The 13,204-nt window shown below is 65.2% G+C and carries 13 protein-coding genes; 12 read left to right on the top strand and 1 reads right to left on the bottom strand.

The window, feature by feature from the left end:
• Window position 1: 1 nt before the first annotated feature.
• The 8 genes from nifN (at window position 2) to nifM (ending at window position 6,754) form a co-directional block, all read left to right on the top strand.
• Window positions 2-1,387 carry a nitrogenase iron-molybdenum cofactor biosynthesis protein NifN gene (nifN, locus tag AC3EMD_RS08545; RefSeq protein WP_302074029.1) on the top strand — a complete coding sequence of 462 codons (1,386 nt, stop codon included), beginning with the start codon at window positions 2-4 and terminating at the stop codon, window positions 1,385-1,387.
• On the top strand, window positions 1,374-1,844 hold the full coding sequence (locus tag AC3EMD_RS08540; protein WP_008804129.1) for a NifB/NifX family molybdenum-iron cluster-binding protein: 471 nt from the start codon (window positions 1,374-1,376) through the stop codon (window positions 1,842-1,844). The genes nifN and AC3EMD_RS08540 overlap by 14 nt, the downstream gene beginning before the upstream one ends.
• 194 nt (window positions 1,845-2,038) lie before the next feature.
• The gene (nifU, locus tag AC3EMD_RS08535; protein WP_008804128.1) at window positions 2,039-2,878 is read left to right on the top strand and encodes a Fe-S cluster assembly protein NifU; all 840 of its coding nucleotides are present in this window, start codon (window positions 2,039-2,041) and stop codon (window positions 2,876-2,878) included.
• A gap of 15 nt (window positions 2,879-2,893) precedes the next feature.
• Entirely contained in the window at window positions 2,894-4,096 is a 1,203-nt protein-coding gene (gene nifS / locus AC3EMD_RS08530) for a cysteine desulfurase NifS (RefSeq protein WP_023322950.1), read from the top strand.
• 15 nt (window positions 4,097-4,111) lie between these two features.
• Window positions 4,112-5,254: a homocitrate synthase gene (nifV, locus tag AC3EMD_RS08525; protein ID WP_023322951.1), complete on the top strand. Its 1,143-nt coding sequence runs from the start codon at window positions 4,112-4,114 to the stop codon at window positions 5,252-5,254.
• Between the two features lie 2 nt (window positions 5,255-5,256).
• A complete protein-coding gene (locus AC3EMD_RS08520) occupies window positions 5,257-5,514 on the top strand; it encodes a nitrogenase-stabilizing/protective protein NifW (RefSeq protein ID WP_008804125.1) in 258 nt (85 codons plus the stop codon).
• Window positions 5,511-5,954, top strand: coding sequence for a nitrogen fixation protein NifZ (locus tag AC3EMD_RS08515; protein ID WP_008804124.1), 444 nt, complete (start codon window positions 5,511-5,513; stop codon window positions 5,952-5,954). The genes AC3EMD_RS08520 and AC3EMD_RS08515 overlap by 4 nt, the downstream gene beginning before the upstream one ends.
• Window positions 5,954-6,754: a nitrogen fixation protein NifM gene (nifM, locus tag AC3EMD_RS08510; RefSeq protein WP_100781504.1), complete on the top strand. Its 801-nt coding sequence runs from the start codon at window positions 5,954-5,956 to the stop codon at window positions 6,752-6,754. The genes AC3EMD_RS08515 and nifM overlap by 1 nt, the downstream gene beginning before the upstream one ends.
• A 22-nt stretch (window positions 6,755-6,776) precedes the next feature.
• Here nifM and AC3EMD_RS08505 read toward each other — a convergent pair whose 3' ends face one another.
• The gene (locus AC3EMD_RS08505) at window positions 6,777-7,307 is read right to left on the bottom strand and encodes a flavodoxin (protein ID WP_008804122.1); all 531 of its coding nucleotides are present in this window, start codon (window positions 7,305-7,307) and stop codon (window positions 6,777-6,779) included.
• A gap of 318 nt (window positions 7,308-7,625) precedes the next feature.
• Between AC3EMD_RS08505 and nifL the strand changes: the two genes are divergently transcribed.
• The 4 genes from nifL (at window position 7,626) to AC3EMD_RS08485 (ending at window position 12,767) form a co-directional block, all read left to right on the top strand.
• Complete coding sequence (nifL, locus tag AC3EMD_RS08500) at window positions 7,626-9,110, top strand: nitrogen fixation negative regulator NifL (RefSeq protein WP_100781505.1); 1,485 nt, start codon at window positions 7,626-7,628, stop codon at window positions 9,108-9,110.
• Window positions 9,107-10,681, top strand: coding sequence for a nif-specific transcriptional activator NifA (gene nifA / locus AC3EMD_RS08495; protein ID WP_008804120.1), 1,575 nt, complete (start codon window positions 9,107-9,109; stop codon window positions 10,679-10,681). The genes nifL and nifA overlap by 4 nt, the downstream gene beginning before the upstream one ends.
• A 164-nt stretch (window positions 10,682-10,845) precedes the next feature.
• Window positions 10,846-12,252 (top strand): nitrogenase cofactor biosynthesis protein NifB, encoded by a 1,407-nt coding sequence (gene nifB, locus AC3EMD_RS08490; RefSeq protein WP_008804119.1) that lies wholly within the window; start codon window positions 10,846-10,848, stop codon window positions 12,250-12,252.
• Window positions 12,252-12,767: a nitrogen fixation protein NifQ gene (locus AC3EMD_RS08485; protein WP_111526610.1), complete on the top strand. Its 516-nt coding sequence runs from the start codon at window positions 12,252-12,254 to the stop codon at window positions 12,765-12,767. The genes nifB and AC3EMD_RS08485 overlap by 1 nt, the downstream gene beginning before the upstream one ends.
• Window positions 12,768-13,204: the final 437 nt, after the last annotated feature.

Below are 13,204 nucleotides of genomic sequence, written 5' to 3'. Positions count from 1 at the left end.
CATGGCAGATATTATCCGCAGTGAAAAACCGCTGGCGGTGAGCCCGATTAAAACCGGGCAACCGCTCGGGGCGATCCTCGCCAGCCTCGGGCTGGCCCAGGCCATCCCGCTGGTCCACGGCGCCCAGGGCTGCAGCGCCTTCGCCAAAGTTTTCTTTATTCAGCATTTCCATGACCCGGTGCCGCTGCAGTCGACGGCCATGGATCCGACCGCCACGATCATGGGGGCCGACGGCAATATCTTCACCGCGCTCGACACCCTCTGCCAGCGCCACAGCCCGCAGGCCATCGTGCTGCTCAGCACCGGTCTGGCGGAAGCGCAGGGCAGCGATATCGCCCGGGTGGTGCGCCAGTTTCGCGAGGCGCATCCGCGCCATAACGGCGTGGCGATCCTCACCGTCAATACCCCGGATTTTTTTGGCTCTATGGAAAACGGCTACAGCGCGGTGATCGAGAGCGTGATCGAGCAGTGGGTCGCGCCGACGCCGCGTCCGGGGCAGCGGCCCCGGCGGGTCAACCTGCTGGTCAGCCACCTCTGTTCGCCAGGGGATATCGAATGGCTGGGCCGCTGCGTGGAGGCCTTTGGCCTGCAGCCGGTGATCCTGCCGGACCTCTCGCAGTCAATGGATGGCCACCTCGGTGAAGGGGATTTTACGCCCCTGACCCAGGGCGGCGCCTCGCTGCGCCAGATTGCCCAGATGGGCCAGAGTCTGGGCAGCTTCGCCATTGGCGTGTCGCTCCAGCGGGCGGCATCGCTCCTGACCCAACGCAGCCGCGGCGACGTGATCGCCCTGCCGCATCTGATGACCCTCGACCTTTGCGATACCTTTATCCATCAGCTGGCGAAGATGTCCGGACGCCGCGTACCGGCCTGGATTGAGCGCCAGCGCGGCCAGCTGCAGGATGCGATGATCGACTGCCATATGTGGCTTCAGGGCCAGCGCATGGCGATGGCGGCGGAGGGCGACCTGCTGGCGGCGTGGTGTGATTTCGCCCGCAGCCAGGGGATGCTGCCCGGCCCGCTGGTCGCCCCCACCAGCCACCCCAGCCTGCGCCAGCTGCCGGTCGAGCAAGTCGTGCCGGGGGATCTTGAGGATCTGCAGCAGCTGCTGAGCCACCAACCCGCCGATCTGCTGGTGGCTAACTCTCACGCCCGCGATCTGGCGGAGCAGTTTGCCCTGCCGCTGATCCGCGTCGGTTTTCCCCTCTTCGACCGGCTCGGTGAGTTTCGTCGGGTCCGCCAGGGGTACGCAGGCATGCGAGATACGCTGTTTGAGCTGGCCAATCTGCTGCGCGACCGCCATCACCACACCGCCCTCTACCGCTCGCCGCTTCGCCAGGGCGCCGACCCCCTGCCGGCTTCAGGAGACGCTTATGCCGCCCATTAATCGTCAGTTTGATATGGTCCACGCCGACGAGTGGTCGATGAAAGTCGCCTTCGCCAGCTCCGATTACCGCCACGTCGATCAGCATTTCGGCGCCACGCCGCGGCTGGTGGTCTACGGCGTCAAAGCCGACCGGGTCACCCTGCTGCGGGTGGTGGAGTTCCCGGTCGCCAGCGGTCACCAGACCGAGAAGATAGCCGAGCGCATCCACGCCCTTGAGGATTGCGTCACCCTGTTCTGTGTGGCGATTGGCGAGGCGGTTTTTCGCCAGCTGCTGCAGGTGGGCGTCCGCGCCGAACGCGTCCCAGACCAGACCACCATCCTCGGCTTGCTGCAGGAGATCCAACTCTCCTGGTATGAAAAAGCGCAGCGCCGCAGCGCGCGGCAACGCGATCCGCAGCGCTTTAACCGCCTGCTGGAGGAGCCGGCGTGGCGGGAGGAGCCCGACCCGCTCCCCTGATCCTGTCGTTTATGTGACAAAGCCCACAAAACGCCACAACAGTGTCGGCCCTGTCGGGGGCGCTTAACCCGCCAGGTCATTAACAAATAAGGTTTTTATGCGTTGGTATCGCAATTGCTTGGGGGTCAGTACCACCGCCAGTCTGCGGTGTACCGCGCCCCGGCGTTTTCGTCATCATCCCTGGAGCTGACAGCATGTGGAACTACTCCGAGAAAGTGAAAGACCATTTTTTTCATCCCCGCAACGCGCGCGTGGTCGACAACGCCAACGCGGTGGGCGATGTGGGTTCATTAAGCTGCGGCGATGCGCTGCGCCTGATGCTGCGGGTTGATCCGCAGACCGAGATCATCGAGGAGGCGGGCTTCCAGACCTTCGGCTGCGGCAGCGCCATCGCCTCCTCTTCCGCGCTGACGGAGCTGATTATCGGCCACACCCTGACCGAAGCCGGGCAGATCACCAACCAGCAGATCGCCGACTACCTCGACGGTCTGCCGCCGGAAAAAATGCACTGCTCGGTGATGGGCCAGGAAGCGCTGCGTGCGGCCATCGCCCATTTTCGCGGCGAAAGCCTTGAGGAGGAGCATGAGGAGGGCAAGCTGATCTGTAAATGCTTCGGCGTCGACGAAGGGCATATTCGCCGGGCCGTGGTGAACAATGGCCTGACCACCCTCGAAGAAGTGATTAACTACACCAAAGCCGGCGGCGGCTGCACCGCCTGCCATGAAAAAATTGAGCTGGCGCTGGCGGCGATCCTCGCCCAACAGCCGCCAGCGCCCCTGCCAGCGGAGACGGCCCACGATGCGCACTGGCAAAGCGTGGTCGATACCATCAACGAACTGCGCCCGCACATTCAGGCCGACGGCGGCGACATGACGTTGCTCAACGTCACCCCGCGTCAGGTGACCGTCAGCCTCTCCGGCAGCTGCAGCGGCTGCATGATGACCGACATGACCCTCGCCTGGCTGCAGCAAAAGCTGATGGAGCGTACCGGAACTTACATGGACGTGGTGGCGGCCCCGGCCGCGGTTAACTAACCCAAGGGGGATACGATGAAACCTGTTTATCTCGATAACAACGCCACCACCCGTCTCGACCCGATGGTTCTCGACGCGATGATGCCCTTTTTAACCGACTTTTACGGCAACCCTTCGTCGATACACGATTTTGGTCTGCCGGCGCAGGCGGCCCTTGAACGGGCGCACCAGCAGGTGGCCGCCCTGCTCGGGGCCGACTACCCCAGCGAGATCATCTTTACCTCCTGCGCCACCGAAGCCACCACCACCGCTATCGCCTCGGCGGTGGCCCTGATGCCGGAGCGGCGCGAAATCATCACCAGCGTGGTCGAACATCCCGCCACTCTGGCGGTGTGCGAGCAGCTGGAGCGCCAGGGATACCTGATCCACCGTATCGCCGTGGATCAGCAGGGCGCCCTGGATATGGCGCAATTTCGGGCGGCGCTTAGCCCGCGCGTGGCGCTGGTCAGCATCATGTGGGCCAATAACGAAACCGGCGTCATGTTCCCGGTGCCTGAACTGGCGGAGCTGGCTCATGAGCAGGGCGCGCTGTTTCACTGCGACGCGGTGCAGGTGGTGGGCAAAATCCCGATGGCGCTCAGCCAGACGCGGATCGATATGCTCTCCTGCTCGGCGCATAAATTCCACGGTCCCAAAGGGGTGGGCTGCCTCTGGCTGCGGCGGGGAACGCGTTTTCGCCCGCTGCTGCGCGGCGGCCACCAGGCGCATGGCCGGCGGGCCGGTACGGAAAATATCAGCGGCATTGTCGGGATGGGCGCCGCCAGCGAGCTGGCACAGATTCATCTGCCGGGCATGGCGCAGATTAGCCAGCTGCGCGATCGTCTTGAACAGCATCTCCAGGCCACTATCCCGGCGGTGACGGTGATGGGCGGCAGCCAGCCGCGGGTGCCCGGCACCCTCAATCTGGCCTTCGAGTGTATCGAGGGCGAGGCAATCCTGCTGCTGATGAATCAGGCCGGGATCGCCGCCTCCAGCGGCAGCGCCTGCACCTCCGGCTCGCTGGAGCCGTCGCACGTCATGCGGGCAATGAATATCCCCTACACTGCGGCCCACGGCACCATCCGCTTCTCCCTCTCACGCTATACCCGGGAAAAAGAGATCGACTACGTCATCGCCACCCTGCCGTCGGTTATCGACCGGCTGCGCGCCCTGTCGCCCTACTGGCGACAGGGTCAGCCGCACCTGCAGGATGGCGCCTTCACGCCGGTCTACGGCTAAGGCGGGGAGACAATGATGGGACGCGTACTGATTAACGACACTACCCTGCGCGATGGTGAACAGAGTCCCGGCGTGGCCTTTCAGGCCAGCGAAAAGATCGCCATCGCCGAGGCGCTGTACGCGGCGGGAGTCGAGGCCATGGAGGTCGGCACCCCGGCGATGGGCGAGGAGGAGTGCGCCCGCATCCGGCAGGTGCGCCGTCAGCTCCCGGGCGCCACGCTGATGACCTGGTGCCGGATGCAGGCGGGAGAAATTCGCCAGAGCGCCGACCTGGGCATGGACTGGGTGGATATCTCCATCCCCGCCTCCGACAAGCTGCGGCAGTACAAACTGCGCGAAGGCTTACCGCTGCTGCTGGAGCGGCTGGCGGCCCTGATCCACCTCGCCCACACCCTTGGCCTGAAGGTCTGCATTGGCTGTGAGGACGCCTCGCGAGCCAGCGACGCGACGCTGCAGGACATTGCCCGCCTGGCCCGGGAGGCGGGAGCCACCCGTCTGCGCTATGCCGATACCGTCGGTATCCTCGACCCGTTCACCACCGCGGCGCAGATCGCCGCCCTGCGCCGCGTCTGGCCCGGCGAACTCGAGATGCACGCCCATAACGATCTGGGCCTGGCTACCGCCAACACCCTGGCGGCGGTGCGCGCCGGGGCCACCAGCGTGAACACCACCGTGCTGGGCCTGGGCGAACGCGCGGGCAACGCGGCGCTGGAGACCGTGGCGCTCGGACTGGAGCGCTGCCTGGAGGTCAAGACCGGCGTGCGTTTCACCGCCCTGCCGGCGCTGTGCGAACAGGTGGCCCTCGCCACCCGCCGCCCGGTGGACCCCCAGCAGCCGCTGGTGGGCGAGCTGGTCTTTACCCACGAATCCGGCGTGCACGTTGCGGCGCTGCTGCGCGACAGCGAGAGCTATCAGGCGATCGACCCCGCCCTGCTGGGCCGTGGCTATCGGCTGGTGCTGGGCAAACACTCCGGTCGCCAGGCGGTTAACGGCGTCTTCGATCGGATGGGTTATCACCTGACATCAGCGCAAATTGACCAGCTGCTGCCAGCGCTCCGTCGCTTTGCCGAAAACGGCAAACGCAGCCCGCGGGATGATGAGCTGGCGGCAATCTACCACGCGCTCTGCAGCGCCGAAACGCTGCAGGCCAGGGGGTGAGTATGGAGTGGTTTTATCAGATCCCCGGCGTGGGCGACCTGCGCTCCGCCGATGCATTCTTTCAGTTTTTCGCCGTTCCCTACCAGCCCGAGCGCCTGGCGCACTGCAGCCTGCCGGTGCTGGCCACCTTTCACCGCAAGCTGAAGGCGGAAGTGCCTCTGCTCAACCAGCTGGAGGATAACCCGCGCGCGCACTGGCTGCTGGCGCGCCGACTGCTGGCGGAGAGTTATCAGCAACAGTTCGAGGAGAACACGCCATGAGACCCCGATTTACCTTTAGCGAAGCGGTCCGCGTCGTGCGCGCCATCCGTAACGATGGCACCTATGCGGGCCTGCCGTCCGGCGCCCTGCTGGTGCGCCGGGGCAGCATCGGCTATGTCCGCGACTGGGGAGTATTCTTGCAGGACCAGATCATCTACCAGATCCACTTCCCGGACTGCGACCGGGTGGTCGGCTGTCGCGAACAGGAGCTGATTGCCGGCGATCGGCCCTGGCTGGCCGGCAATCTGCAGTATGGCGATAGCGTAATCTGTCAGACGGCGCTGGCGATGCAGGGCGAGATGGTGGTCAGCGTCGGGCAGTTGGGGCGCATCGAAGCCACCGGCCGGGGCGAGCATGGCGACGGCTATATCGTCGACTTCGGCGGCCGCTGGTTCCAGGTCCCGGTAAGCGCGCTGGCGCTGGCAGAGGAGGAAGAATAATGGAGCCATGGCAACGATTTGGCCGGCAGCGGCTGGCGCAGAGCCGCTGGAACTGCGAGCCGGCGGCCATCGACGCGGTCGACCGGCAGGCCTTCGAGGCGGCCTGGCAGCGCCAGGCCCAGATGGAGCAGCTCATCGTCGCCCAAATTGCGCCGGAGGCGATCCCCGCCGCGCTGCTGGAGGGCCTCGCCACTTCGCTGGGCGCCTGGCTGGATGAGGGAGGATTTACGCCAGCGGAGCGGGCGGCGATCGTCCTGCACCACGCCCGGCTGGAAACCGCCTTCGCCGGGATTGCCAGCCAGGCGCCGCGGCCGGATCCCGCCACGGTGCAGGCCTGGTATCTGCGGCATCAGGCGCAGTTTATGCGCCCGGAACAGCGTCTGACCCGCCATCTGCTGCTCACCGTCGATGGCGACGACCAGGCGGTTTACTCGCGCATACGGGAGCTTCATGGGCAAATCGAAGCCTCCCGCGAGGCGTTTGCGCCGCTGGCCCAGCGACACTCCCACTGCCCGAGCGCGCTGGACGGCGGACTGCTGGGCTGGATCGGCCGGGGGCTGCTCTATCCGCAGCTGGAGGAGGCGCTGTTTGCGCTGGCGGAAAATGCGCTGAGCGCGCCGGTGGCCAGTGAGCTCGGCTGGCATCTGATCTGGTGTGAGGCCATTCGCCCTGCCGCGCCGATGACGCCTGAGCAGGCGCAGGAAAGCGCCCGCGATTACCTCAGTCAACAGAGCCAGCGCCGCCACCAGCGCCAGTGGCTGGCCGAGATGCTAGCGCGCCAGCCGGGGCTGTGCGGGTAGCCGACAGGCTACCCGCCATCGCCTACAGCAGATGCGGTTTAATCTCCTCAAGCCAGGTCGCCAGCCGCGCGTCGGTCTCGTCGAACTGGTTATCCTGATCCAGCACCAGTCCGACAAAGCGATCCCCCTCCAGCGCCGATGAGGCGCTGAACTCATACCCCTCGTTCGGCCAGCTGCCGATCATCGTCGCCCCGCGGGCACGCAGGGCGTCGTACAGCGGCCGCAGCCCGCTGGCGAAGTTATCCGGATAGCCACGCTGATCGCCGAGGCCAAACAGCGCCACCGTTTTCCCCTGCAGGCTAACGTCGCCGAGGTTGCGGATAAACTCGGCCCACGACTCGCTCTCGCCCCCGGCCTCGAGGCCCGGCAGCTGGCCGTCGCCCAGCGTCGGCGTCCCCAACAGCAGGGCCGGGTAGGCCAGCAGGTCCGCCAGCGTGGCGCGGTTAATATTGACCGGGGCGGCGGCGGCCTCCCCCAGCTGCTTGTGGATCATTTTCGCGATCTTGCGGGTTTTACCGGTATCGGTACCAAAGAAAATGCCAATGTTCGCCATAGTACGCTCCTGTCGGAATGGTGTTGAAAAAAGGAATGACGACAGAGGTATTGCGAAGGCTATGCCAGGTTGCCCTGCACCGTAACGGCCCATCCCTGCCCCATCAGGATCGCTTCGCCTCACGATGCCGCGCGCCAAAGGCGCACCCGGCGGGGCGAAAGGTAAAAATCCGTGAATTTTCCCCCTGTCGGATCAATGTTTCGCGTGGTCGTTCCGATAAGGCGCACACTTTGCATGGTTATCCAGGTTCGGCTTACCCCGCCGCGTTTCGCGCACGGTGTCGGACAATTTGTCATAACTGCGACACAGGAGTTTGCGATGACCCTGAATATGATGCTCGATAACGCCGCACCGGAGGCCATCGCCGGCGCGCTGACTCAACAACATCCGGGGCTGTTTTTTACCATGGTGGAACAGGCCTCGGTGGCCATATCCCTCACCGATGCCAGCGCCAGGATCATTTACGCCAACCCAGCGTTTTGCCGCCAGACCGGCTATTCGCTGGCGCAATTGTTAAACCAGAACCCGCGCCTGCTGGCCAGCAGCCAGACGCCGCGCGCGATCTATCAGGAGATGTGGCATACCCTGCTCCAGCGTCAGCCCTGGCGCGGTCAGCTGATTAATCAGCGTCGGGACGGCGGCCTGTACCTGGTGGAGATTGACATCACCCCGGTGCTTAGCCCGCAAGGGGAACTGGAGCATTATCTGGCGATGCAGCGGGATATCAGCGTCAGCTACACCCTCGAACAACGGCTGCGCAACCATATGACCCTGATGGAGGCGGTGCTGAATAATATCCCCGCCGCCGTGGTGGTGGTGGACGAGCAGGATCGGGTGGTGATGGACAACCTCGCCTACAAAACCTTCTGCGCTGACTGCGGCGGCCGGGAGCTGCTCACCGAGCTGCAGGTCTCCCCTGGCCGGATGACGCCCGGCGTGGAGGCGATCCTGCCGGTAGCGCTGCGCGGGGCCGCGCGCTGGCTGTCGGTAACCTGCTGGCCGTTGCCCGGCGTCAGTGAAGAGGCCAGCCGCTACTTTATCGACAGCGCGCTGGCGCGGACCCTGGTGGTGATCGCCGACTGTACCCAGCAGCGTCAGCAGCAGGAGCAAGGACGCCTTGACCGGCTGAAGCAGCAAATGACCGCCGGCAAGCTGCTGGCGGCGATCCGCGAGTCGCTGGACGCCGCGCTGATCCAGCTGAACTGCCCGATTAATATGCTGGCGGCAGCCCGTCGGCTGAACGGCGAGGGAAGCGGGAATGTGGCGCTGGAGGCCGCCTGGCGTGAAGGGGAAGAGGCGATGGCGCGGCTCCAGCGCTGTCGCCCATCGCTGGAACTCGAAAACCCCGCCGTCTGGCCGCTGCAGCCCTTTTTCGACGATCTGTGCGCCCTCTACCGTACCCGCTTCGATCCCGACGGGCTGCAGGTCGACATGGCCTCACCGCATCTGATCGGCTTTGGCCAGCGCACCCCGCTGCTGGCGTGCTTAAGCCTGTGGCTCGACCGCACCCTGGCCCTCGCCGCCGAATTGCCCTCCGTGCCGCTGGCGATGCAGCTCTATGCCGAGGAGAACGACGGCTGGCTGTCGCTGTACCTGACTGACAACGTACCGCTGCTGCAGGTGCGCTACGCCCACTCCCCCGACGCGCTGAACTCGCCGGGTAAAGGCATGGAGCTGCGGCTGATCCAGACCCTGGTGGCGCACCATCGCGGGGCCATTGAGCTGGCTTCCCGACCGCAGGGCGGCACCTGCCTGACCCTGCGTTTCCCGCTGTTTAACACCCTGACCGGAGGTGAAGCATGATCCCTGAATCCGACCCGGACACCACCGTCAGACGCTTCGACCTCTCTCAGCAGTTCACCGCCATGCAGCGGATAAGCGTGGTGCTGAGCCGGGCCACCGAGGCCAGCAAAACGTTGCAGGAGGTGCTCAGCGTATTGCACAACGATGCCTTTATGCAGCACGGGATGATCTGCCTGTACGACAGCGAGCAGGAGATCCTCAGTATCGAAGCGCTGCAGCAAACCGGCCAGCAGCCCCTCCCCGGCAGCACGCAGATCCGCTATCGCCCCGGCGAGGGACTGGTGGGGACCGTGCTGGCCCAGGGGCAGTCGCTGGTGCTGCCCCGGGTCGCCGACGATCAGCGTTTTCTCGACCGCCTGAGCCTCTACGATTACGATCTGCCGTTTATCGCCGTACCGTTGATGGGCCCCAACGCCCGGCCAATAGGGGTGCTGGCGGCCCAGCCGATGGCGCGCCAGGAAGAGCGGCTGCCGGCCTGCACCCGTTTTCTCGAAACCGTCGCCAACCTCGTCGCCCAGACCATCCGGCTGATGATCCTTCCGGCCTCACCCGCCCTGTCGAGCCGCCAGCCGCCGAAGGTGGAACGGCCGCCGGCCTGCTCGTCGTCCCGCGGCGTGGGCCTTGACAATATGGTCGGCAAGAGCCCGGCGATGCGCCAGATCGTAGAGGTGATCCGTCAGGTTTCGCGCTGGGACACCACCGTGCTGGTGCGCGGCGAAAGCGGCACCGGGAAAGAGCTGATCGCCAACGCCATCCATCACCATTCGCCACGGGCTGGCGCCGCCTTCGTCAAATTTAACTGCGCGGCGCTGCCGGACACCCTGCTGGAAAGCGAACTGTTCGGCCATGAGAAAGGCGCCTTTACCGGGGCGGTGCGTCAGCGTAAAGGACGTTTTGAGCTGGCGGATGGCGGCACCCTGTTCCTCGATGAGATTGGTGAAAGCAGCGCCTCGTTCCAGGCCAAGCTGCTGCGTATCCTCCAGGAGGGGGAGATGGAGCGGGTCGGCGGCGATGAGACCCTGCGGGTGAATGTCCGCATCATCGCCGCCACCAACCGTCACCTGGAGGAGGAGGTCCGGCTGGGCCATTTCCGCGAGGATCTCTACTATCGTCTGAACGTGATGCCCATCGCCCTGCCCCCGCTGCGCGAGCGTCAGGAGGACATCGCCGAGCTGGCGCACTTCCTGGTGCGCAAAATCGGCCAGCATCAGGGGCGCACGCTGCGGATCAGCGAGGGCGCGATCCGCCTGCTGATGGAGTACAGCTGGCCGGGTAACGTTCGCGAACTGGAGAACTGCCTCGAACGATCGGCGGTGATGTCGGAGAGTGGCCTGATCGATCGCGACGTGATCCTCTTCACTCACCAGGATCGTCCCGCCAAAGCCCTGCCTGCCAGCGGGCCAGCGGAAGACAGCTGGCTGGACAACAGCCTGGACGAACGTCAGCGACTGATCGCCGCGCTGGAAAAAGCCGGCTGGGTGCAGGCCAAGGCGGCACGGCTGCTGGGGATGACGCCGCGCCAGGTCGCTTACCGGATCCAGATCATGGATATCACCCTGCCGCGTCTGTAGGCCGCGGTGTCAGGTTCAGGACATTGTCGTCAGTACGGCAGGAACGCGACAATGTTGTGCCGCAGGGATGCGGGATAACGCTTTATTTTTCAGCCAGATAAAAAATTCGTCACTGGTACGTCGTTTGCAGCAGGAAGGTATCGCCCAACCATGAAGGTACGACCATGACTTCCTGCTCTTCTTTTTCCGGCGGTAACGCCTGTCAGTCGGCGGACGCCAGCGCGTTAGCGCCGCGGGTGGCCGACAAGGTCGCCGCGCACCCCTGCTACTCCCGCAGCGGGCACCACCGTTTCGCCCGGATGCATCTTCCGGTCGCCCCGGCCTGCAATCTGCAGTGCAACTACTGCAACCGTAAATTCGACTGCAGCAATGAGTCCCGTCCCGGGGTGTCATCGACGCTGCTGACTCCCGAGCAGGCGGTGTTGAAAGTGCGCCAGGTGGCCCAGGCCATCCCGCAGCTGTCGGTGGTCGGCATAGCCGGGCCCGGCGATCCGCTGGCCAATATGACCCGCACCTTCCGCACCCTGGAGCTGGTCCGCGACCAGCTTCCGGATCTCAAATTATGCCTGTCGACCAACGGGCTGATGCTGCCCGACGCGGTCGATCGCCTGCTGGAGGTCGGCGTGGATCACGTCACGGTGACCATCAATACCCTGGATGCCGATATCGCCGGGCAAATCTATGCCTGGCTGTGGCTCGACGGCGAACGCTACCGCGGCCGGGAAGCCGGGGAGATCCTGATTGCCCGCCAGCTTGAAGGGGTCCGCAGGCTGACCGCCGCGGGAGTGCTGGTCAAGATAAACTCGGTGCTGATCCCGGGGATCAACGACGGCGGCATGGCCGAGGTCGGCCGTCGTTTGCGGGAAAGCGGCGCGTTTATTCACAATATTATGCCGCTGATTGCCAGACCGGAGCACGGCACGGTTTTTGGTCTCAACGGCCAGCCGGAGCCGGACGCCGGGATGCTCGCCGCGATCCGCAGCCAGTGCGGGGAGGTGATGCCGCAGATGACCCACTGCCACCAGTGCCGTGCCGACGCCATCGGCATGCTGGGCGAAGATCGCAGCCAGCAGTTCACCCGGCTGCCGGACCCGGACAGCCTCCCCGACTGGCTGCCCATCCTCCACCAGCGCGCCGAACTTCATGCCAGCCTCGCTACGCAGGGGGAGTCGGACGCGGATGACGCCTGTCTGGTGGCCGTGGCCTCCCGCCACGGCGAGGTCATTGACTGTCATTTTGGCCATGCCGACCGCTTCTCGATCTACAGCCTGTCGGCCGCCGGTATGGTGCTGGTGGGCGAGCGCTTTACACCGAAATATTGCCGCGGCGAAGAGGAGTGTGAGCCACAGGAGAACGAGGCCAGACTGGCGGCGCTGCTGGCGCTGCTCGCCGACGTAAAAGCGGTGTTCTGCGTGCGTATCGGCCATACGCCATGGCAGCAGCTGGAATTGCAGGGCATTGAGCCGCAGGTGGACGGCGCGTGGCGTTCGGTCGCCGAGGTGCTGCCTGCCTGGTGGCAGCGGCGGCGCCAGAGCCTGGCGGCATCACGTCTGCGTCAGGGGGTCGCCTGATGGCGCCCGTCGACTGGTTGACCCGCCTGTGGCGATTGTATCACGCCGGAAAAGGCTGCTTTCCGCTGCGGATGGGGCTGACTCCCGGAGCGTGGCGGGCGCTGCAACAGCGGCTGGGCGAGGTGGCGACGCCGCTGGACAGCGCGACGCTGAGCCGCCGTCGGCTGATGACCGAGCTGAATGCCACCCGCGACGAAGAGCGTCGGCAGCTGGGGCAGTGGCTGACGGAGTGGATGGCGCCGGGGGCCGAACCGATGGCGCAGATCGTCGCCGAGGTAGCGCTGGCGTTTAACCATCTGTGGGAGGATCTGGGACTCGATTCGCGGGCGGAACTGGGCCGGCTGATGCGCGACTGCTTTCCACTGCTGGTGGTGCAGAACGTTCACCATATGCGCTGGAAAAAGTTCTTTTACCGCCAGCGCTGCCTGCAGTCGCAGGGGGAGATTGTCTGCCGATCGCCAAGCTGCGACGAGTGCCTGGAGCGCAGCCTCTGCTTCGAACCGCCGCCGCTATAAACAAGCCGCAGCTCCCTGCGGCTGACCCAACCACACTCGCGTTTTAGCGCTTTACGCGGGTTTCTGCCGGGTGGCGCTTCGCTTACCCGGCCTACATAACCATTAAGTTTCAGAAGGTTAACCATAACCGTAGGCCCGGCAAGCGCCGCGCCGCCGGGCAATATATCAGGCTCCGTGTCCAACATGTTGCCGGGTGGCGCTTCGCTTACCCAGCCTACAACCCCAAATCACCACTGGATCAGGGGCCACTGAAACTGCCGGTGCTGGCGGCCTCAAAATCGCTGAGACGTTCCCGGCAGGCCGGGGCAGCCCGCATGGATGCGGGCTGAGGGCCGTGTTTTGCAGGGACGCTGCCTCGGCCCGACCCGAAGCCTGCAGGGATAAGTCGAAGGTACCACGCAGTGGCGATTTTGCTGGCCGGAGCCCGGGGGTACAGG

This window comes from Klebsiella sp. PK18, from assembly GCF_057784655.1.
This window is presented reverse-complemented; position numbering and strand designations above follow the sequence as displayed.